Here is a 20,254-nt window from a genome sequence, read left to right on the forward strand (position 1 = left end):
CCCCGCCCAAAGCCCAAAGATTCAGCGTTCTTTACCCGTTGGTAACGGACAAATCCTGAACGCCACGCATGTTTTTGGGGTGTAGGGTGGGCATTCTGCCCACCTTGCCTCAGGCGCCTGCGGGTTCGATCATGTCCACGCGGGTGGCGTGGCGGCCACCCTCGAAATCGGTGGTCAGGAATGCATCGACAATGGCCATGGCGGCCACGTCACCCACAATCCGCGCGCCGATGGCCAGCATGTTGGCATCGTTGTGCGCCCGGATCAGACCGGCGGACACCGGGTCAGAACAGGCACCGCAGCGGATGCCCGGCACCTTGTTCGCCGCCATCATGATGCCCTGCCCCGTGCCACAGAGGACAATCCCGAGATCGCAGTCGCCCGAGGCGACGTGTTGCGCCGCCGCCTGACCATGCAGGGGGTAGTGCGTGCTTTCTGTCGTGGTGGGGCCGATGTCGACCACCGTGTGGCCGCGTTCCGCCACGTGGGCCGCAACGGCCTGTCGCAGGTCGATGGCGGCGTGGTCGCTGGAAAGAACGATGCGCGCCATGGTCAGGCACCGGCCTTGACGATGGCGTCGGCCAGAATCGGCACGGTTTGCGCGTTCAGACCGGCGATGTTCATGCGGCTGTCGCCGACCATGTAGATGCCGGAGTCTGTGCGCATTTTCTCGACCAGATCGGACGACGCGCCGAGACGCGAGAACATGCCCCGGTGCTCGGCGAGAAAGCCGAAGCGGTTGGAGCCGGAGCGGGTCTCAAGCTCCTTGGCCAGTTGTTCGCGCAGGGTGAGCATGCCTGTGCGCATCTCTTCGAGTTCGGCCATCCAGTCGGCGCGCAGGGCGTCGTCGTTCAGGATCATGGTCACCAGACGCGCGCCGTGATCGGGCGGAAAGCTGTAGTTCTGGCGGTTGAGGAAGTTGAGCGTGCCTTGGGCCACCGCCTTGTCCGTGCCGTTTGCGACCAGCATCAGGATGCCGGTGCGCTCGCGGTAGATGCCGAAGTTCTTGGAGCAGCTGGCCGCGATCAGGCATTCAGGCACAGCGGCCGCAACAGCGCGTGTCGCTGCGGCATCCGCGTCCAGCCCGTCGCCAAAGCCCTGATAGGCGATGTCGATCATCGGCGTGGCCCCGGTGTCGTGCAGAACCTCGATCACTGCGTCCCATTGCGGGCCGGTCAGGTTGGCCCCCGTCGGGTTGTGGCAGCAGCCGTGCAGCAGGATCAGGTCGCCCTTTTTCGCGGTTTTGAGGTCCGCGATCATGCCGTCGAAATCCACGCCGCGGGTTTCGTCGTCAAAGTAGCGGTACATGACCTTTTCCATGCCCAGATAGTCGAGGATGGACAGGTGGTTGGGCCATGTGGGGTTCGACACGAACACGCGCGCCTCCGGGTTGGACATGCGCGTCAGCTCGAACGCCTGCCGCACCGCGCCGGTGCCGCCCGGTGTGGCCACCGAGTGCACGGATGTGCGCGGCACTGCGTCGCCCAGCACCAGTTTCACCATCGCGTCGTTGAAATCAGGCGCACCGGCGAGGCCCACGTAGGTCTTGGTGTCCTGCGTTTCCCACAGTTTGTGTTCCGCCGCCTTGATCGCGCGCATCACCGGTGTGTTGCCGCTGGCGTCCTTGTAGACGCCCACGCCAAGGTCGACTTTGTCCGTGCGCGTGTCCTCGCGGTACATCTGCATCAGCATCAGGATGCCGTCGGGTTTCTGGGCGGTGAGGTGTTCGAACATCAGGCGTCTCCGGTTGCCACTGGTACGGTGGGGAACATCCCCCATTCGGTCCACGATCCGTCGTAGAGGGACCATTGGTCATGCCCCATCCGTTCCAGCGCGAGTGCGAGAATGGCCGCTGTGACGCCGGATCCGCAGCTGGTGATGATGGGTTTGTTCAGGTCGACGCCCGCCGCGTCGAAGATCGCGCGCGTGTCGGCGGGCGACTTCATCGTCTTGTCGTCGTTGAGCAGGGTTTCGTAATGCACATTGCGCGCGCCGGGGATGTGGCCTGCGCGCAGGCCCTCTCGGGGTTCGGGCGCATCGCCGCGGAACCGACCCGGCGCGCGGGCGTCCACGATCTGGGTGGAGCCCAACTTCGACGCCTGGCTGACCTGGGTCACGTCCCGCACGAGGTGGTTCTGAAAGCGCGCAGTCAGGTGGCGGTCCTTGATGACGGGGGGCATGTCTTCGACCGGATGGCCGTCGGCCTGCCATTTGGGGAAACCACCATCGAGGACGGCCACGTCGCGGTGACCCATCAGGCGAAAGAGCCACCAGACGCGCGCGGCACTAAAGAGGCCCGCGCCGTCGTAGACCACGATCTGGTGGCCGTCGCCCACGCCCATCGCGCGCATCCGCGACATGAACTTTTCCGGTGGAGGCGCCATGTGCGGCAGGTCCGAGCGCAGGTCGCTGATTTCGTCGATGTCAAAGAAACGCGCGCCGGGGATGTGGGCCGCGTCATACTCGGCCCGCGCATCGCGATCAGAGCCCGGCAGATACATGGACGCATCAAGGATGCGCAGATCGGGATCCTTGAGATGTGCGGCCAGCCAATCGGTCGATACAAGCGTTTTGGGATCGTCTGACATGGGGTGCCCCTCCGGCGGCGTCAAAAACGCCTTTGACTAACGCCGGAGGGGGATTGAAGCAAGGGTCGGCTTACTTGCCCAGTTGCGCACGCACGGCGCCCACAATGGCCAGCACAGCACCGCCCCCGATGCCGCCGCCTGCGACCTGAGACAGGATGCCCGCCAAGTCCATGCCGCCGCCCGCATTCGCGCCCAGCATGGACAGCACCGTGCCGCCGATACCGCCGCCAACAATGCCGCTGAGCGAGTTGATGAGAACACCCTGATTGAGGTTCTTGAGCAGGCCGCCGGCGACGTTGCCGCCAACTGCACCCGAGATGAGGCCGATGATAAGCTCCATGGGTTCTTCCTTTGATCGTTCAGGCGATTGTATGAACGCCGCGGCCTGCGCCTGATCCGCCAGCGGCGCAACAGACCTAGCCGGTCAAAGGGGGGAGGTATCAGGGGAAAGAGCGCGTTGTTTTCCCACGGGAAACCGCGCGTATCAGCCCTGTTTGAGCAGGCGCTGCTTTTGGCGACCCCAGTCACGCTTGGCCGATGTGTCGCGCTTGTCGTGGTTCTTTTTGCCCTTGGCGATGCCGATTTTGATCTTGGCCATGCCCTTGTGGTTAAAGTAGAGCACCAGCGGCACAAGGGTCATCCCCTTGCGCTGGGTCGCGTTCCACAGATTGCTGAGTTCCTTGCGGCTGACCAGCAATTTACGGCGGCGGCGTTCCTCGTGTTTGAACGATTTCGCCTGATCGTAGGGCGCGATGTAGCTGTTCACGAGCCACAGTTCACCATCCTCGACCGCCGCATAGCTTTCGGCGATGTTGGCCCCGCCCTTGCGCAGGGATTTGACCTCGGACCCTTCGAGAATGATACCGCATTCGATATCGTCCTCGATCGCATAATCGAAGCGCGCGCGCCGGTTTTCGGCGGCGATCTTGTAGTTTGGGTCTGATTTACCTTGGGCCATGGCACGTGGATGTAGGGGCTTGGCCCCGTGCAGGCAAGGGCTGTGCGGCGTTCATGGATTCTTGGTCGTTGGGCCGGTAGGTTGCGCGCAACACATAAGGCGGAGCAGAGAGATGCGGATTTGGTTGGTGCTGTTGGCATGCGTGGCCCTGTTGGGCTGCACCGAACCGGTGCCGTCATCGGGCAACGCGCGGATCATTGCGACGGGCGACAGCATGCTGGCGTGGAATGCCGGGTCGGGGCGGTCCGTCGTTGACGCATTGGAACAGCAATTGGGCGCGCGCGTCGTGGACCGGTCGGTGATTGGCGCGCGGTATCACTATGTCCTGCCGATCAGCGGCAGCCTGGGCGTGCGCATTGGTGCGCAATATGTGTCCGGGCCGTGGGACTGGGCCGTGATGAACGGCGGCGGCAATGACCTGTGGCTTGGATGTGGGTGCGCCAAATGTGACGCGCAGTTGGATCGGCTGATTTCAGCGGATGGCGCGCGCGGCACAGTTGTCGACACGGTAACGCGCGCCCGCGCGGATGGCGCTCAGGTGGTGTATGTGGGGTATCTGCGCACGCCGGGCAAACCGTCGCTGATCGACCATTGCCGCACCTGGGGGCAGAAATACGAGGCACGGTTGGCGCGCATGGCGGCGCGTGATGCCGGTGTGACGTTTGTCTCGATTGCCGATGTGGTCCCCGATGGGGACCTGAGTTTTCACGATGTGGACCGCATCCATCCATCACCCAAAGGCAGTGCCGCCATCGCCGCACGGATTGCGGCGGTGATCAAGTAACCGGGTCAGTCGCCCAGTTTCTTGTGCACTTCGTCCAGGTCGATCTCAGCAATGGGCATCTTGTTGCCCGGATTTTCGAAATCGTATTTGAACAGGTCAAAGTCCCGTTTGAAAATCTCGTAGACAAGGTGCATCGACAGGTCGTCAAAGTAATCCTCGACCGGGTGCGCGCGCTTTGGCCCGTGCCCTTCGCTTTCGTTGAAGCGCGGGATGCCCGCGATATCGACGCTGTGCGGGGTTTCGATGGCCTGCATGACCTCTTCCATCCCCTCGTTGAACTTTTCCGTCCAGATGATTTTATCGTAGCGGCCACCGTTCACGATGAAGGTCGAGACGTGGCCCGACATGGCGGACCAGTGGATGTCGGGATCCATCGGGCGGCGCCAGCGGATGGTGTCGCGGGCAAAGAGCAGGAAGCGGCGGAACGACTGGACCTGGTCGAATTCCTGTTTCCCGTCGTCGCCGCCGACCTCGATCCCGTATTTTTGGATCAGCAGCGGCACGAGGTTGCCACGGTAGCGTTTGCCGTTGCGCTGGATGCCGCAAATCTTGTCAAAGAAGGACGACAGGATGCGCGTGTACGGGTTGCGCACACAGGTAAAAGCATAACTGTTGTGCGCTTTGACGTTCTCGGTGATCACCGGCTGGCTGTCTTCGAGCGCCCATTTGTGCATGCCGCCCTGCGCGTCATGGATGTCGCCGTCAAAGAATTCACCATGGTCCGAGTAGAACATGATCTGACCAATGGTCGAGCAGGCGCACTTGGGCACCACGCGGTAGACCACGCTTTCACTTTCCGTCATCCAGGTGCCAGGAAAACCCATACCACTCGTCCCTCATAACTTGCGCGGATTATCACACCGCGTTGGTGTCATGCAAAAAAGCAAAGAAAGCCTGTTTATTCAATCTCTCCTTAGCTTTATCTACGTAAACAATACGAGGTAAAGAGGCAGTTAAGTTTCCAGAATGGCAAAAATCGCCTACATCCTCCTGTGTCACAAGGATCCGGACGCCATTATCAAGCAGGCGGAACGGTTGACTGCGGCCGGCGACTACATGGCGATCCATTTCGATGCGCGGGCCAATCCGGCCCATTTTGCGGCCATTCGCGGTGCTTTGAAGGACAACCCAAACGTCACCTTTGCGCAACGGCGGATCAAATGTGGTTGGGGCGAGTGGAGCCTGGTGCAGGCGACTTTGCATGCTGTGGAGGCGGCGGTTGATGCCTTTCCGCGGGCCACGCATTTTTACATGCTGTCCGGCGATTGCATGGCGATCAAGTCGGCCGAGTACACGCATCGGTTCCTCGATGAAAATGACGCCGATTTCATCGAGAGCTTTGACTATTTCGAAAGCGATTGGATCAAGACGGGGATGAAGGAAGAGCGGTTGATCTACCGCCATTTTTTCAACGAACGCACGCAGAAGTGGCGGTTTTACACCAGTTATCACCTGCAACAGCGGTTCGGCATCACCCGCGAGATCCCTGCCGACATCCAGGTGCAGATCGGCAGCCAGTGGTGGTGTCTGCGCCGCCGCACGATCGAGTGGGTTCTGGATTTCACCCGCCAGCGCAAGGATGTGATGCGGTTTTTCCGCACCACCTGGATCCCGGACGAGACGTTCTTTCAGACCGTTGTGCGCCACGTGGTCCCGGAGGACGAGATCCGCACGCGCACGCTGACCTTCCTGATGTTCACGGACTACGGGATGCCCGTCACGTTCTATGACGATCACTATGATCTGCTGCTCAGTCAGGATTTCCTGTTTGCCCGCAAGATCAGCCCCGAGGCCAAGGACCTGAAGCGGCGGCTGGGTCTGCTCTATGCGGCGGAGAACGTCAGCTTCCAGATTTCCAACGAGGGGGCCAGCCTGTTCAAGTTCCTGACGGGCCGGGGCCGGATCGGACGGCGGTTTGCCACCCGATTCTGGGAAACCGAAAGCACATTGGGCCGCAACCGCGAGCTGTTGATCATCGTGTGCAAGAAATGGCACGTCGCCAAACGCCTGTTGGAGCGCATCCGCGTGATGACCAACGTCCCGGCGATGGAATACCTGTTCAACGAAGAGCATACGCCGTTGCCCGATCTGGGCGGCATTCAGAACACGCTGGGCAAGCGGACGCGACACCGGCGCGCGTTGATGCGGATGCTGTTTGACTACTACGAGACCGACCGCCTGATCGTGTGCATGGACCCCGGCAACCTTGATCTGTTGCAGGACTTTGCCGGGGATCGGTCGATCACGCGCATGCTGGAAATCCAGTGCGATTTCACCGACGACTACCTCGTCGGGCACGCGATGCGCGTCGGTCTGGCGGGTGAACAAACCGCCCAAGAGACCTTGGAACGGCTGTTGCCCACCATCCGCAACGACATGACGTTTGAATCCGACCGCATCCGCGACGCCGATTTCGAACATCTGGAGCGGATGCGTGAGAATGCCGATCTGGATGACAACGCCAAGGCGCTGGCCCGTTTCCTGACCATGCCAGAGGAAAAAGCGCGCGAGATTGCCGCCGTCGACTACCTGTTTTCCGACTGAGACGACGCGGCCTCGCGGGCGGGACACATAAAATCCTCTCGAACACTGGCGGCTGACCCGCTAAGGACGGCGGCATGTCCGACGACGCCCTCACCCTGTTTGCGATCACCTTGCCCGGTCTGGAACAGACCCTTGCCGACGAAGCGCGCAGTCACGGTTTTGATGTGACGGCGACGGAACCCGGCGGCGTCACCATGGCGGGCGGTTGGTCCGAGGTATGGCGCGCCAATCTGGAGTTGCGATGTGCGACACGGGTGCTGGTGCGCCTGGGGTCGTTCATGGCGTTCCACCTCGCACAACTCGACAAACGCGCGCGCAAGTTTCCGTGGGCCGATGTGCTGGACCCGACCGTGCCGGTCAGGGTCGATGTCGCCACATCCCGGAAATCCAAGATCTATCACGCAGGGGCCGCCACCAGCCGGATCGAGACTGCGTTGACCGAAACGGCGGGGATGCAGGTCGCCGCAGACGCGCCCGTGATCCTGAAAATCCGCATCGACGACAACCGCGTCACCATCAGCGTCGACACGTCTGGCGAGCCCCTGCACAAGCGGGGCCACAAGGAAGCCGTGGGCAAAGCGCCGCTGCGCGAAACGCTGGCGGCGGCGTTCCTGATGCAATGCGGGTTCGATGGCACGCAACCGGTGTTCGATCCCATGTGCGGCTCGGGTACGTTCGTGTTGGAGGCCGCCGACATTGCCGCAGGACTACAGGCCGGGCGGGCGCGACCCTTTGCCTTTGAGCGCTTTGTCGGGTTCGCGCCGGAGGATATGGCGCAGTTGCGCACGGACGCGCGGCGCGCCGTGCCGCCCGTTCGGTTCACCGGGTCGGATCGCGACCAAGGGGTCATTGCGATGGCACAGGCGAACGCCGCGCGCGCGGGCGTGTCCGATCTGGTGCAATTCGACACGGGCAATGCGGGTGATGCGACCCCACCCGACGGGCCACCCGGTATTGTCATGATAAACCCGCCCTATGGCGCGCGGATTGGCAACAAAAAGGCGCTGTACCCGGTCTACGGACGGTTGGGTCAGGTGCTGCAAGAACGGTTCAGCGGTTGGCGCGTGGGCATTGTCACCAGCGAGGCGGCACTGGCCAAGACCACCGGGCTGCCGTTTCTGCCCGACGGCCCGGGAATCGCGCATGGTGGGTTGCGCGTGCGCCTCTACCGCACCGACGCATTGCGGTAGATGTCGGGTGCGCGTTCACTGCGCACCGCCTGTTGACGCCCATTTAACGCCAGGTGTTCAGCCAGCGGCGGAACCGACCGCGGCGTTCTTGCACTGCATCTCCGGCGGCTTCCCAATTGTCCTGCAACTCTTCGATCCGTGGGTCGATCCGCGCCCGCCGGAACCGACGCCACCGCGCCCAGATTGCATAGAAGAACGCCGCCAGCAGAGTGAGCAGGGTGAGCGCGATGATGTTGATCCAGGGGATTCCCTTGGGCGCATCCGGCCCGTCCACGGGCTTGAGGCTGATTGCGTTGGCATAGATCGACAGGAGCGGGCTGCGCCAGCCGTAGTGGGTCACGATCACCCATTGGGGATCAGCCTTGGTCGACACGACCTCTGCCGCCTCGGCTTGCAGGTTCGAGCTGTCGAGTTTGAAGTAGGGCGGCCAGCCAAAACCCGTGTCCTCGTTGCGGTAGACGCTGACCCGCCCGTTGGCGCGGGTCGTGGTGATCAGCCGCAGATCGCGGTTGCCCACATCGGTGTCGCCGCTGTCCGCCTGCGCATAAAACAGCCGCGACAGGCCCGAGAAATCCTTGCGGATGATCTCTGTCCCCGTGACGCGGACGATGTCCTTTTGCGGCAGGGTATAGTGCAGAAAGGCCCCGACAAAGACCCAGAAGGCAATCAGAAGTGTCCAGCCGATATAGCGCATGGGGGTCCCTTTCAGGCAAAATTCACAAGGTAGATGGTGAGACAAACCAGCGTCATGGGCACGATATAGACACCCAGGATCAGTTTGCGACGCAGAGAGCTGTCATAGGTGGTCAGCCCCTGCTGGACATAGGTTTCGCGCGGTCCCGCGATATCGCCGGTGTCCCATTCCGCCTCGAGCCGGTCACGGGCGCGGGCGCGGGAATAGAACGACAGCGACACATAGATCACCGTCAGCACCACAAAGGCGATTAGGAACAGTCTTAGCAGCGCCATGTCATCTCCTCCGGACTGCGCCCCACGGGCCAACGCGCTGGATCATGTCGCGTGGCGGGGGTGCTGGTTGCTCCATCGGCGCGTCATGCCCGAAGAGTGCGGCACGGGCACCGGCCTTGTCGGCCTTGTACTCGGCTTCGAGATACTGCGCGACATATTCCTTTTTCGTCTCGGGCCATGTGGCATAGGCGGCATAGAAGGCCTGTTTGTGGCAGATGAACAGCTGGCGGACGTCACGCGGGCATAGTTCGGCCAGCAGCATGTTGACCAGATCCACGTCCGCTGTGTCCGCGGCGCGCAGGGTGTAGAAATAGGCCGGGTGTTCCGAGCTGATCCGCGGCCACGGCCCGCCATTTTCGGCCCAGTTGACCAGATCGGCCAGACCGTGAAACGCCTCTGGCAGCAGGTGCGCGTGGTGCCGCGCCAGCATTCGCATGTCGCGCCGTGTCGTGCCCGCGAGGTCCACGCCCGCCCCGGTCACCGCGTCGATGAGGATGAAATCCATCTTTTGCCGCAGGATCGCCGCCCCGTCGACGCCCCGCGCCTTGACCACCGGTTCGGCCAGGTCGTTGAATTCGAGGAACTTGGCGATCCGGTTCCGTTCGCTCAGGTCAAAGGTGTATTTGGTCGGAACCCCGTCGGGCTTTTGCGTGGCCGCGATGGTGGCGGGGTGGTCGAGGGTCTGAAAGATATAGAGCCCGCCGAAATGCGCCGTCCAGAAGTTGCCCTTTTGCACCCGCAGCGGGTCCAGTCGGACGGGGTTGCGCGTGACGTCGCCCGTCTGTCCGGCCAGTTGGATCATCTCGCCGATCAGCACGTCGTCGAACCAAGCGTCGTCCGCGTTGAGAAACGTGTCGACCTTGGTGGCCAGCGTCGCCGCATCGCGGACCGCACCGCGCGTGGTATCCGCCTCGACCGTGATGGCGCGGATGTCAAAGAGGCGCGCGGGGTGCGAGATGTCGTAGACGGAATTCACCAGCTCACCCGCCACCGCATCGCGGGCCGTCAGCGCAAAGAGTGCTGCCTCGTTTTCGGTGATGAACCGTTTCAGGATGCCATGCGAGGTCGAGAATTTCGCGTCCAGCAGCGGGCATTTGCGCTGTTCGGTGGAGAGCAGGATGAACTGCCGGTTGACCCCGTTATGGTTGAGGTAGAGCGGGTCGCTGAGTTCGTTGCCCACCTCGGGAGAAAAGCCCGAGATATCCACATAGAAATCGGTGAGGCCCGTGCGCTTGCCCGTCAGATGCTCAAGCGCGCGGTTGTACCGTTCAACCAGCGCCGGGCTCGCCACGTGGAACAGGTTGCCATACATCAGGCCGCGTTGGATGAGGCGGATCATGTGCGGCTCCTTGCGAGGCGGAAGATGAACGGGGTGGCCAGCGCCAAAAGCGGCAAGGCAAAGGCGCGGTAGGTGATTTGGAGGTTGAAGCCCACGTAGGACAGGTAGCTGTCGTTGAACAGCAGCAGCGATTCCGAGATCGGGATGCCTTCGAACCCCATGGCGGTGTTGATAACAGATTGGGTTAGGAACAACACGGCAGCCGCAGCGAGAAAGCCGAAGGCGCCCCAGCGGACGGGGAGGACAGTGCCGATGACTAGGGCGACGGTTGTGACGAGAAAGAGGGTCATGCGCAATCCTCCCAAATGGGCAAGTCGAGTATCTTTTCAAAGATCTCCGCGCTTTCATCTATCCTGGTTCTAACAGCGAAGTTTCTGTCGGCTGAACTCAACGTTTGGAAACGATTTGCAGCATCACGGATCCGGCCAGCTATCTCCCCAAACGTCATTTTGTAATTCGATTTTGTGATGATTGCCTTTCTGTCAATCAAGTCTACAAGTGCCGCATAAACGGACTCCGAGTAATCGTTGATGAAAGCAAACTTGTCAGCGAGTGCTATCTGATCGGGCACTGACAACAAACAAAGCTTTACCCCAAACCGGTCGCTCCCATTGAAAAAGTATGAGGCAAGGTTCCCCAAAGGCGGCCCTCGTTTCGCTGAAACGACAATTTCATTCCGATAGCGAATCAGCAATGAGGAGATGAGTTCCAACTCTTCTCGAAACAACAAACCGGCTTGCAACTCTCTGCGTTGGATCTGTTCATCTTTGAAAATCTCTGCTTGTGCGCCCATAGACTTCGCCATCTCCTGCGTGGCCGCTCTTTGCTCCTGCATTTCTTTCCGAGTAAGCGTTAGCTCTTCTCTTTGAGCAGCTAACTCCCGACTTTGTAGAAGCACCGTGACGATGATCCAAATGAAAGCTAAAGAGCCTGCGAAGCCTGCCAGGGTATCACCGATTTCATTTGGTGAGGCCTTCAAAAAAGTGTCAAAACGTTGGGAACACTCACCCATCACATTGCATGTTTCGCCAGCGCCAAGAAAGAGCGCTAGCGACACCATAATGAGTGAAAACAACACTCCCCAGAAAACCGGATTACGAAGCACGTGCGCCAACCTCCCCCGGGGCTCCGCCCGTTCGCGATGGAAACGCTCCCCCGGAGCGTTTCCTGATCATCGCTCACCCCCCAAATACCGCTTCTTCGCCTCTTCCTGCCGCCCAAAGTCGCGCACCATCGCCTCGATTGCCACTTCATCCGACTTGTCCGCATAGCGGAACTCACTATCGGCATAGCGGTTGATCTCCTGCACAACCATGTCGACCGTGATCGGCACGCGCAGCTCGGAAATCATCGCCTTCTTGGCGTCGTAATCCTTGAACAGGAACAGCTCGGGGTTCTCCATCCACTCATCCGGCAGCTCGAAATCCATCGCCCGGACCTTGACCGCGTCGGTGATGTTCTTGATCGCGCGCCCGGTAAAGCGTTCGTCCGCCTCCTGGATCGCCTTCAAGTACGTGCCCAGCTTGGCAATCGTGTCCAGATCACCCACTTGCCCATGCACCCGATCAAACACCTCCATCAGCCCGGCCTCGTGCGGGCGCGAATGGCTGTCGAAACTGGCGGCGACAGCTTTCTTGATCTCTTGCGCCGAGAACAGCTCATGCGCGCCCATAGGAATGTCGTGGTTCTTGCCCATCAGCAGCGCAAGGATGTCGATGTAATCCTCGCGCGTTTGCGGCCCGTCCACGAGGAACCGCGCGCCCGCCCGCTGGCGCAGGGCGTCGTCCACGTTCTCGGGATAGTTCGAGAACATGCCGAATGTGCAGTTGCCGCGCACGACGGTGTTGGCCCCGGCAAAGCTCTCCATCAGCACGGCGGTGATCTCCAGCTGGCCCGCCGACGACTGGCGGTCGCCGCGCTTGCCAGCCAACTGGTCGATGTCGTCAATGGTGCCGAAACCGATGGCGTTCGGGTCCAGCACGTTGTTGATGAACGCCTTGGCGTTCTGGCCGGACTTGCCCTGATAGCTGTCGATATTGTCGGTGCTCAGGTTCTGGTAGCGGAACGCATAGCCCGCCACCTGACAGTAATCGTTGATCAGCCCCGCCATCATCTGGATCAGCGTGGTCTTGCCCGTGCCCGGTTTGCCGTCGCCCATGAAGGTAAAAATGAACCCGCCCAGTTCGGCAAAGGGGTTCAGCCGCCGGTCAAAATCATAGGCCATCAGCATCTTGGCCAGCTTCATGGCCTGATATTTGGCGATGTGGTTGCCCACGACCTCGTGCGGTTTCTTGAAGGTCATGGTGAGGGTCTGGGTCTTGGCCTTGGTGGCCGGTGTGAACCCCTGAACGGTGAAATCATCCGCCTCTACGTGCCAGCTGGCCCCGACAAAGGCGGCAAGGCGTGGGGCGTTCTGGGCCCGCAGAGCCACCTTTTCCATCAGCGCCTCGGCAAAAGCGGTGATGGTGGACACCAGATGCGCATCATCCGGCGCGTGGGTCGCAATGTCCTGGTCCAGTTCCCACAACGCACCGTGCAGCGCGGTCTGGCCATTGTCGGTCAGCACCTCTTCGACCTCGCCCACGTCCGTGGTCACCTCGGTCTGATGCGCCGACAGCAGGTAGGCCGTCGCGTTGCCAAAGACATAGGACGTGATCAGCGCCTCGGCGGCGAGCAATTCTGTGAATTCGGTCTTGCGCGCGGCGGGCAGAGCGCCTTCGAGATTGGCGCGTTTCAGGTCGCCTAGGCCGGAAACACTGGCGTAATTCTCGCCCACGGCCAGAGCAATCGAAATGGCCCGTCGCAACGCATTGAGCGCCGTGGCCTGCACCGGGGACATGAGTGCGTCGTCATCATCCGCCCCCTCGATTGTCGCCATCAACTGCACGGCCCCGGTGGGCACGGTGCGGCGTGTGACAAGGCCGGGCGTTGTGGTGCGGAAACGGCGACGCGTGCCAATGCCAGAGGACCGCTCCACTTCGGGCGCGTCCTTGGCCTTGCCGATGCGCGGCGCGTGGTCAAAGCCCTGAAGCATGGACAAAGCCATGGGATAATGAGCCGTAATCTCTTCTTCGCGCAGTTCCATCTGATCTGTTGTCTGGCTCATATCACTGACCTGCTCTTTTCATCTTGCAAAATAAACTCCCCCCGGAGGGCCGATCTGCCACATACCGCTCCGTCAGTATCGCAGCACCCGGCCCGAAGGGCTGACCACATATTTGCGCACCGACCCGAACCCCGGTGGGTTCATCTCTTCGAGCGCCTGGAAGGCGCGTTGGGGCAGGACGATGCTGCGCTCCATCCGCGTGGCGCCCAGGTCCGCACCCCGACCCGAGAACGGATCGAGCGCGAACACCTCGCGCTCCACCGACGAAAACCAGCCCGAGCGTTCTTCGATCACCCGTTCGGAGTGCAGGTCTTCTTCGGTCCAGACCAGCGCCCAGTCTTGCCCTGCGGGCGCGCGGGCGGTCTTGAGCACATCGAGGATCGGACCCGGCTGCGCGGTAAAGGCCGAGGAATACATCGGCCCTGCGTAGAACCGCCGCAGGCGTTTGGGGTGCAGGTCGTCAAAGTCCTCGTCAAAGCCCTTGGCGATGGTGACCAGCTTTAGCTGCCCAAGCGATTGCGCCATCAGGTGCGCCTGCGCCTCGGGCCAGCGGCGTGGGTCCTTGGGCAGGGCGGTGCGGCCTGTGTCCTCCACCTCCATCATGTAGATGACGGGCAGGTTCAATTCGGTGTCGTAGACGGCCCAGTGGATGCGGAAACTGCGGCGGTTGTCGCTGAGGTTGCCGGTCCACACGATCTGCGGATCGTTGCGGGGCCAGAACAGTTGGCCTTTCAAAAGGTCTTCGTAATAGAGCCTTTGAGACAGGGCGAATTGCAGCTTGGTGGGCACTTGCCGGTCGCCGATGATGACTTCGACCATCTGCTTTTTCAGCTCATCCGCAGTGTCGATGCGGTCAAGGTGAACGTCGGCCTGCAAGGCGTCCGACGCCATGGTCAGCAACTCTTCGGCGGCGGGAAAGCCGCTGTGGCGCATGTCGATGGCGAGGCTGCCGAAGAAGCGACCGGTGTCGCGACCCACCAGCAGGTATTTCTGCGACAGCGCGCGGAAGGTGAAAGTGAGTTCGGCGATGTAGCGGGTGAGGATCTTGACCTCGTCCCGGTTCAAATCGCCCTCGGCCTCCATCACGCCCGCGACGCGGCTCAGATGCCCGGTGATCGTCTCGAATTTCTTGAAGTAGCGGCGCGAGGCGAAGAGGTCGGTGAGGCCTGAGATTTCGGGTTTGGTCATATGTCCATACCGTCATCGTCAAGTCGGTAGACAAATCGCTCAAACGCAGTGAGTTTGAACGGGCCCCAGAAGCGCCATCTTTTGACAGTCCCCTTCGCCTTCCACAATTGCATCCGCCGGCTTCGACGGCTGATGATGCCGAATACGCAACCAATAACACCCGCAACAATCGTTATCAGCAATAGTTCCGCAATCAGCTCATTGCCTGGGGCAGTGCGCTCGGTTGTGACGCCGGTAAATCCGTTGGAAACTGTCACCGATACTGCATCGGAAAAAAACATAGGCAGTGTGAAAAGCCCGAAGACAACCGTGAAGATAGAGCCAAAAATTGCGGCTGATCGCATCTCCAGCTTGCTAGGGAAAAACATCATTTTCTTCTCCGACCGAGCCCAAGCGATGAGGGCAGCCCGCGAGCCAAGGTGGGGGTGATAGCCCCCTCCCGTGGGGAGGGTCGGGGGCTGCCCGGCGGTGCCGCCGGGCGTGGAAAGGGACGGCAAAGGGTGCGCATGACTTACCCGCCCTTGCGCGCCTTTGTCAGGACGAACAGCCCCGCGAGACCGCAGAACAGGCCCACAAGGTTCACCCATGGCGGCGCGCCGAAGGCCAGCGTCGCGATCAGGCTGAGGATGGAGACGCCAATGGCGGCAAGTCCGAGTTTCATTGCTTAACCGCCGTAGGCATTGCTGTCGTGCTTCTCGACAATCTGGGCAAAACGCCGGGCAAAGCGTTCATCCGCCTTGGCCTTTTGCTCCAGCACGTCGCGGGCAAAGACCATCTGGTCTTCGTGGGCTTCCAGCATGTCGGCCATCCGCGCGTTGGTAGCGGCACCGATCCCGGCCATGGCGGTCTGGGCCTCTTGATCCGTCTTGACGCCGATCTCGTTGATGCGGTGGGCGACGTCCTGTTGCTGCGCGGTTTTCAGCGACTTGGTCAGCGCATCGTACAGCACCACGCGCTGCTTGGTGTCTGTTTGCAGCTTGTTGATCAGCACCATCTGGGTCGCGGCCTGGTTTTGCAGCGAGTCCACCCAAGTTTTGCCCTTTTCGATATAACGCTCAAGGGTCTGGGACTTGGCCAGTTTGACCTGTTCGTCCTGCACCATGGCGTTGTACTGGCTGTTCATCTCGGCCAGTTCGGTTTCCAATGCCGTCCGCGCCGCTGCGTCGGTCTCAGAGGCGATCTTGTTTTCGAGCGCGATGATCTTGGGGTCCATACCCTGAATTTCGGCTTGTAGCGTTGCCAGTTCCTGAACCGTGAATTCACGTTCATCCAGCGTTTCGGTCAGGTTTGCTTCGACCTTGGTTTTCTGCTCTTCGAGCATGGTCAGCTGGCCCTGCAGCAGTTGCACGATCACGTCAGACTTGGCGATCAGATCCTGCAGTTTGTCGTCGATGGACGCGGAGCGCACACGCTCCTGACGCATGGATTCCGATTTCGCGCGGGCGAAAATGCCGACAAAGCTTTCCCAGCCCGTCTTGGACCGCATTTCGTCGAAGTCCTTAGAGAACGCGGCAGTCACGTCGTCGAGACCCATGATAAGCTCGGCAATGTTGGCGTTCATCGTGTCGGTGTGCGCGTGCACGTCTTCGAGCGTGGCGTTCTCGATGTCGATGGCGATGTCGTCGCCGGTCTTCATCTTGGCCCGCGCGGTTTCGATCCGGCTGGTCAGCTCGGCGATCTTGGATTGCGCCTCTTGGACCTGCGCCTGGGATTCCCGCACCTGTGTGTCGAAATCTGCCATGAAAACACTCCCTCTTATCAATTACTTGTTCTTCATATAGGTAATGTGAAGGCAATTTACATCACCCAGCACACTATTTTCACGCGAGTTTCGCAAATGCCGTGTCGCAAGGGAAGCCTAGAGCGGTGGTTTTGAGCTTGATCAGAGATCATATTTGGCATTTTTTCGCCCGGTCAACGCAGGGGAGAGAGCACATGGCATGGTCGGCCGACAAAACGCAGGTCAAAAGCTGGAACGAATGGGACACGTTGCGCCACGTGATCGTGGGGCGCGCCGATGATTGCCACATCCCGCCCGAGGAACCCGCGCTGGATGCCAAGGTGCCCGAGGACAGCGATATGCGCGGTCAGTGGGGGCGCCGTCCGCAAGAGACGATCGACCGTGCCAATGAGCTGCTGGATACGTTCGCAGGCCAGTTGAAGGCGCGTGGCATCCGGGTCGACCGGCCCACGTCGATTGACCATTCCCTGCCCGCGACCACGCCGGATTTCCACACGGACAGTCAGTTTGGCTGCATGCCGCCGCGCGACGTGCTGCTGACCGTGGGGCATGAGATCCTTGAGGCGACGATGTCCTATCGCTGCCGGTGGTTTGAATACCTGAACTATCGCCCGCTGATGCAGCAGTATTGGGACGAGGACCCGAATTTCCGCCACGAGGCCGCGCCCAAGCCGCGCCTGACGGATGCCGATTACCACCCCGATTATCTGAGCGACAAGATCGGCGTGGCCAAGCGGCTGGAATGGGCGGCGGAGAAGTTTTTCGTCACCACCGAGGAAGAGCCGTTGTTCGATGCCGCCGATGTGCTGCGCTTTGGCAAGGATCTGGTGGTGCAGCACGGGTTTACGACGAACATGAAGGGGATCGAGTGGCTGCGCCGGCATTTCCCCGACCACCGCGTGCATGCGGTGAACTTTCCCGGTGATCCCTATCCGATCCACATCGACGCGACGTTCACGCCGCTGCGGCCCGGTCTGATCCTGAACAACCCGCAGCGCCGTTTGCCCGACGATCAGCGCAGCATGTTCGAGGCGAATGGCTGGGAGATTGTTGATGCGGCGCAACCTGCGCACAACACGCCGCCGCCCTTGTGCTATTCGTCGACATGGCTGTCGATGAACGTGCTGGTTTTGGATCCGAAAACCGTGTGTGTGGAGAAATCCGAGGTCTATCAGGCCGAGCAGATGGACAAGCTGGGCATGGAAGTGGTCGAGGTCGAGCTGCGCGATGCCTATGCGTTTGGCGGCGGGCTGCATTGCTGTACGGCGGATGTGTACCGGGATGGCGACTGCGAGGATTATTTCCCCAAGCAGTAGGGTACAGAGCCGTGTCATCGGCAGACCGCGGGCTGTCGATCCGACGGGAATGCGGGTGCGCTTTTTGGTGGCATGGTCTTTGTTCGTTCGAGCGGAGCGCTGACACCGATCTGTCGACAGGCCGTCCGGGCGGCCTGCCGATGGCGCGGCGGCCTGCGGCCTTGATTCCGCGCTAGGTGTCGGGGGTCAGGCGTTTGACCATTTCGCTGTCGGCGTCCTCAAGGGCGTCGATGACGTTGAAGTGGTGTTCGCCCGGTGTGATCACATGTGCCGCACCCCACGCCTCGGCCAGCCATTGCGCCTGATCGAGGAAGGCGGGGCGTTCGGATGCGCCGACCCAGACGGTGACGGGCACGTCCGGGCGAGGCTGGTGAACAGGAGATTCGGCGCGGGCCATGGCCGTATCCAGCCCGAAATCCGCATTCATCGAGGTGCGTAGCAGCGGTTCCAAATCTGTTACGGGCGAGATCGGCATTACGCGGGCCAGACGCGCGTGGATGGTTTCGTGCAACATGCCGGGCGCGAGCATCCGGGCGACGAGGTGGCCGCCTGCGGAGTGGCCGGCCAGGCTGATCGGGCCGGTGGTGGTGTCGGCGATGCGGGTGACGGCCTGGGCGATTTGCTGGGTGATGCCGGCGATGCGGATGTCGGGGCAGAGATCGTAGGACGGCATCGCCACGGCCCAGCCGCGTGCCAGGGCGCCGGAGGCAAAGTGGGACCAGTAGCTGCGGTCGAATTTCAGCCAGTAGCCGCCATGCACGAAGATCAGCGTGCCGCGGGCCTCTGTCTCGGGCAGGAACAGATCAAAGGCCATGCGCGCAGAGGGGCCGTAAGACACGCCCAACGTCGCACGCGCGCCCAGCGCTGTGCGAAACGCCTCTGCCCTCTGCGACCAGCGGGGGGGATAGTCCGCAGCCCCATCGATATAGGCCCCGTTGGCATAGGCGTCGTCGAGATCTGGCATGAACGTCTCCGGTCTTTGGAACTGGACAATGCTATCGCGGGTTGGTTGAGATGCACCAGACCTGAAAGGATGTGTAATGCTGGATCAAGTGACCGACCTGAAATCAATGCTCAGCGACCCCACGCTGTTGGAAACGCGCGGCTATGTGAATGGCGCGTGGGTAGATGGCGACGCGGGCACGTTCAACGTCACCAACCCGGCCCGAGGCGACGTGATCGCGCAGGTCGCTGACCTGAGCCGCGCACAAGTCACGGACGCCATTGCCGGTGCAGAGACCGCCCAAAAGGAATGGGCCCGCTGGACTGGTAAGGAGCGGGGCGCGGTCCTGCGGCGCTGGTTTGAGTTGATGATGGAAAACCAGGACGATCTGGGCATCATCCTGACCGCCGAACAGGGCAAACCGCTGGCCGAGGCCAAGGGTGAGATCGGATATGGCGCATCCTTTGTCGAATACTTTGCGGAGGAGGCCAAGCGCATCTATGGCGAAACCATCCCCGGCCACCAGCGCGACAAGCGGATCACAGTGATCAAGCAGCCCATCGGCGTCGCCGCCTCTATCACGCCCTGGAACTTTCCCAACGCGATGATCACGCGCAAGGCCGCGCCTGCGCTGGCAGCGGGCTGTGCCTTTGTCGCGCGGCCAGCGGAATTGACGCCGTTGTCGGCCATTGCGATGGCTGTCCTGGCCGAGCGCGCAGGCCTGCCCGCAGGTGTGTTCCAGGTGGTGACAACATCCAATGCCGCAGAGACCGGCAAGGAATTCTGCGAAAACCACGCGGTGCGCAAACTGACCTTTACCGGCTCGACCGAGGTGGGGCGCATCCTGCTGCGGCAGGCCGCCGATCAGGTGATGAAATGTTCGATGGAGTTGGGTGGCAATGCGCCCTTCATCGTGTTTGACGATGCCGATCTGGATGCCGCTGTCGAAGGCGCGATGATCTGTAAGTTCCGCAACGCGGGCCAGACTTGTGTCTGCGCCAACCGCATCTATGTGCAGGACGGAGTCTACGACGCCTTTGCCGCCAAGCTGAAAGTGGCGGTTGAGGCGCTCAAGGTCGGTGACGGGTTGGAGGACGGTGTCACGACCGGCCCCCTGATCACCGACAAGGCGGTGGACAAGGTGCAATCGCACCTCGCCGATGTGGTGAACAAGGGCGGTGCCATTCTGACCGGTGGACAGACACACGCATTGGGCGGCACGTTTCTGGAACCCACGGTGGTCACAGGGGTCACGCAGGACATGAAGGTCGCCCACGAAGAGACCTTTGGCCCGCTCGCGCCGTTGTTTCGGTTCAGCGATGTGGACGATGTGATTGCGATGGCCAACGACACCATCTTTGGCCTTGCGGCATATTTCTATGCCAAGGACCTGAGCCGCGTTTACAAAGTCGCGGAAGAGCTGGAATACGGCATGGTTGGTGTGAACACCGGTATCATCTCGACCGAGGTGGCACCCTTTGGTGGGGTCAAGCAATCCGGGCTGGGCCGCGAGGGTTCGCATCACGGCATCGAGGAATTCCTCGAGATGAAATACATCTGCATGTGTGTGTGAGGGGTGGTGGGCAGA

At 61.3% G+C, this 20,254-nt stretch carries 22 protein-coding genes; 5 read left to right on the top strand and 17 right to left on the bottom strand.

Annotation, left to right across the window (positions count from 1 at the left end; all coding sequences use genetic code 11):
* Nucleotides 1-109: 109 nt before the first annotated feature.
* The 5 genes from rpiB to smpB form a co-directional block, all read right to left on the bottom strand.
* The gene (gene rpiB / locus Q0936_RS15030; protein WP_299293264.1) at nucleotides 110-550 is read right to left on the bottom strand and encodes a ribose 5-phosphate isomerase B; all 441 of its coding nucleotides are present in this window, start codon (nucleotides 548-550) and stop codon (nucleotides 110-112) included.
* Nucleotides 551-552: 2 nt separating this feature from the next.
* Nucleotides 553-1,734, bottom strand: coding sequence for an amino acid aminotransferase (locus tag Q0936_RS15035; RefSeq protein WP_299293267.1), 1,182 nt, complete (start codon nucleotides 1,732-1,734; stop codon nucleotides 553-555).
* Nucleotides 1,734-2,588, bottom strand: coding sequence for a 3-mercaptopyruvate sulfurtransferase (sseA, locus tag Q0936_RS15040; protein ID WP_299143675.1), 855 nt, complete (start codon nucleotides 2,586-2,588; stop codon nucleotides 1,734-1,736). The genes Q0936_RS15035 and sseA overlap by 1 nt, the downstream gene beginning before the upstream one ends.
* A gap of 70 nt (nucleotides 2,589-2,658) precedes the next feature.
* Nucleotides 2,659-2,928 carry a hypothetical protein gene (locus Q0936_RS15045; RefSeq protein WP_299143679.1) on the bottom strand — a complete coding sequence of 90 codons (270 nt, stop codon included), beginning with the start codon at nucleotides 2,926-2,928 and terminating at the stop codon, nucleotides 2,659-2,661.
* A 144-nt stretch (nucleotides 2,929-3,072) separates the two neighbouring features.
* Nucleotides 3,073-3,546: an SsrA-binding protein SmpB gene (gene smpB, locus Q0936_RS15050; protein ID WP_299293270.1), complete on the bottom strand. Its 474-nt coding sequence runs from the start codon at nucleotides 3,544-3,546 to the stop codon at nucleotides 3,073-3,075.
* A gap of 112 nt (nucleotides 3,547-3,658) precedes the next feature.
* Between smpB and Q0936_RS15055 the strand changes: the two genes are divergently transcribed.
* Nucleotides 3,659-4,330, top strand: coding sequence for an SGNH/GDSL hydrolase family protein (locus Q0936_RS15055; RefSeq protein WP_299293273.1), 672 nt, complete (start codon nucleotides 3,659-3,661; stop codon nucleotides 4,328-4,330).
* Nucleotides 4,331-4,335: 5 nt separating this feature from the next.
* Here Q0936_RS15055 and Q0936_RS15060 read toward each other — a convergent pair whose 3' ends face one another.
* Nucleotides 4,336-5,154, bottom strand: coding sequence for a sulfotransferase family protein (locus tag Q0936_RS15060; RefSeq protein WP_299143688.1), 819 nt, complete (start codon nucleotides 5,152-5,154; stop codon nucleotides 4,336-4,338).
* Nucleotides 5,155-5,296: 142 nt separating this feature from the next.
* On the opposite strand from Q0936_RS15060, the gene Q0936_RS15065 reads away from it, so the two are divergent.
* Together Q0936_RS15065 and Q0936_RS15070 are read left to right on the top strand one after the other, a co-directional pair.
* The gene (locus Q0936_RS15065) at nucleotides 5,297-6,874 is read left to right on the top strand and encodes a DUF5928 domain-containing protein (protein ID WP_299293276.1); all 1,578 of its coding nucleotides are present in this window, start codon (nucleotides 5,297-5,299) and stop codon (nucleotides 6,872-6,874) included.
* A gap of 74 nt (nucleotides 6,875-6,948) precedes the next feature.
* Nucleotides 6,949-8,064, top strand: a complete 1,116-nt coding sequence (locus Q0936_RS15070; RefSeq protein ID WP_299293279.1) for a class I SAM-dependent RNA methyltransferase — start codon at nucleotides 6,949-6,951, stop codon at nucleotides 8,062-8,064.
* A 43-nt stretch (nucleotides 8,065-8,107) separates the two neighbouring features.
* Here the strand turns inward: Q0936_RS15070 and Q0936_RS15075 are convergent, their stop codons facing one another.
* The 10 genes from Q0936_RS15075 to Q0936_RS15120 form a co-directional block, all read right to left on the bottom strand.
* Nucleotides 8,108-8,758, bottom strand: coding sequence for a DUF1523 family protein (locus tag Q0936_RS15075; protein WP_299293282.1), 651 nt, complete (start codon nucleotides 8,756-8,758; stop codon nucleotides 8,108-8,110).
* Nucleotides 8,759-8,769: 11 nt separating this feature from the next.
* Complete coding sequence (locus tag Q0936_RS15080) at nucleotides 8,770-9,033, bottom strand: hypothetical protein (protein ID WP_299293284.1); 264 nt, start codon at nucleotides 9,031-9,033, stop codon at nucleotides 8,770-8,772.
* A 1-nt stretch (nucleotide 9,034) separates the two neighbouring features.
* A complete protein-coding gene (locus tag Q0936_RS15085; protein WP_299293286.1) occupies nucleotides 9,035-10,372 on the bottom strand; it encodes a DUF6638 family protein in 1,338 nt (445 codons plus the stop codon).
* On the bottom strand, nucleotides 10,369-10,662 hold the full coding sequence (locus Q0936_RS15090; RefSeq protein WP_299293288.1) for a hypothetical protein: 294 nt from the start codon (nucleotides 10,660-10,662) through the stop codon (nucleotides 10,369-10,371). The genes Q0936_RS15085 and Q0936_RS15090 overlap by 4 nt, the downstream gene beginning before the upstream one ends.
* Nucleotides 10,659-11,477, bottom strand: coding sequence for a hypothetical protein (locus tag Q0936_RS15095; protein ID WP_299293291.1), 819 nt, complete (start codon nucleotides 11,475-11,477; stop codon nucleotides 10,659-10,661). The genes Q0936_RS15090 and Q0936_RS15095 overlap by 4 nt, the downstream gene beginning before the upstream one ends.
* A gap of 66 nt (nucleotides 11,478-11,543) precedes the next feature.
* Complete coding sequence (locus Q0936_RS15100; RefSeq protein ID WP_299293294.1) at nucleotides 11,544-13,478, bottom strand: ATP-binding protein; 1,935 nt, start codon at nucleotides 13,476-13,478, stop codon at nucleotides 11,544-11,546.
* Between the two features lie 72 nt (nucleotides 13,479-13,550).
* A complete protein-coding gene (locus Q0936_RS15105) occupies nucleotides 13,551-14,666 on the bottom strand; it encodes a hypothetical protein (protein WP_299293297.1) in 1,116 nt (371 codons plus the stop codon).
* Entirely contained in the window at nucleotides 14,663-15,037 is a 375-nt protein-coding gene (locus tag Q0936_RS15110; RefSeq protein WP_299293300.1) for a hypothetical protein, read from the bottom strand. The genes Q0936_RS15105 and Q0936_RS15110 overlap by 4 nt, the downstream gene beginning before the upstream one ends.
* Before the next feature lie 140 nt (nucleotides 15,038-15,177).
* Nucleotides 15,178-15,327: a hypothetical protein gene (locus tag Q0936_RS15115; RefSeq protein ID WP_299293303.1), complete on the bottom strand. Its 150-nt coding sequence runs from the start codon at nucleotides 15,325-15,327 to the stop codon at nucleotides 15,178-15,180.
* Nucleotides 15,328-15,330: 3 nt separating this feature from the next.
* Nucleotides 15,331-16,407, bottom strand: coding sequence for a hypothetical protein (locus Q0936_RS15120; RefSeq protein ID WP_299293306.1), 1,077 nt, complete (start codon nucleotides 16,405-16,407; stop codon nucleotides 15,331-15,333).
* A gap of 194 nt (nucleotides 16,408-16,601) precedes the next feature.
* Between Q0936_RS15120 and Q0936_RS15125 the strand changes: the two genes are divergently transcribed.
* Nucleotides 16,602-17,723, top strand: a complete 1,122-nt coding sequence (locus Q0936_RS15125) for a serine/threonine protein kinase (protein ID WP_299293308.1) — start codon at nucleotides 16,602-16,604, stop codon at nucleotides 17,721-17,723.
* Nucleotides 17,724-17,895: 172 nt separating this feature from the next.
* Here Q0936_RS15125 and Q0936_RS15130 read toward each other — a convergent pair whose 3' ends face one another.
* Nucleotides 17,896-18,687: an alpha/beta hydrolase gene (locus tag Q0936_RS15130; RefSeq protein WP_299293311.1), complete on the bottom strand. Its 792-nt coding sequence runs from the start codon at nucleotides 18,685-18,687 to the stop codon at nucleotides 17,896-17,898.
* A 76-nt stretch (nucleotides 18,688-18,763) separates the two neighbouring features.
* Here Q0936_RS15130 and Q0936_RS15135 point away from each other — a divergent pair, with 76 nt between their 5' ends.
* A complete protein-coding gene (locus Q0936_RS15135; RefSeq protein WP_299293314.1) occupies nucleotides 18,764-20,239 on the top strand; it encodes an NAD-dependent succinate-semialdehyde dehydrogenase in 1,476 nt (491 codons plus the stop codon).
* The last annotated feature ends 15 nt before the right edge of the window (nucleotides 20,240-20,254 follow it).

Origin of the sequence: uncultured Tateyamaria sp., from assembly GCF_947488715.1 — a bacterium.
Lineage (GTDB): Bacteria > Pseudomonadota > Alphaproteobacteria > Rhodobacterales > Rhodobacteraceae > Tateyamaria.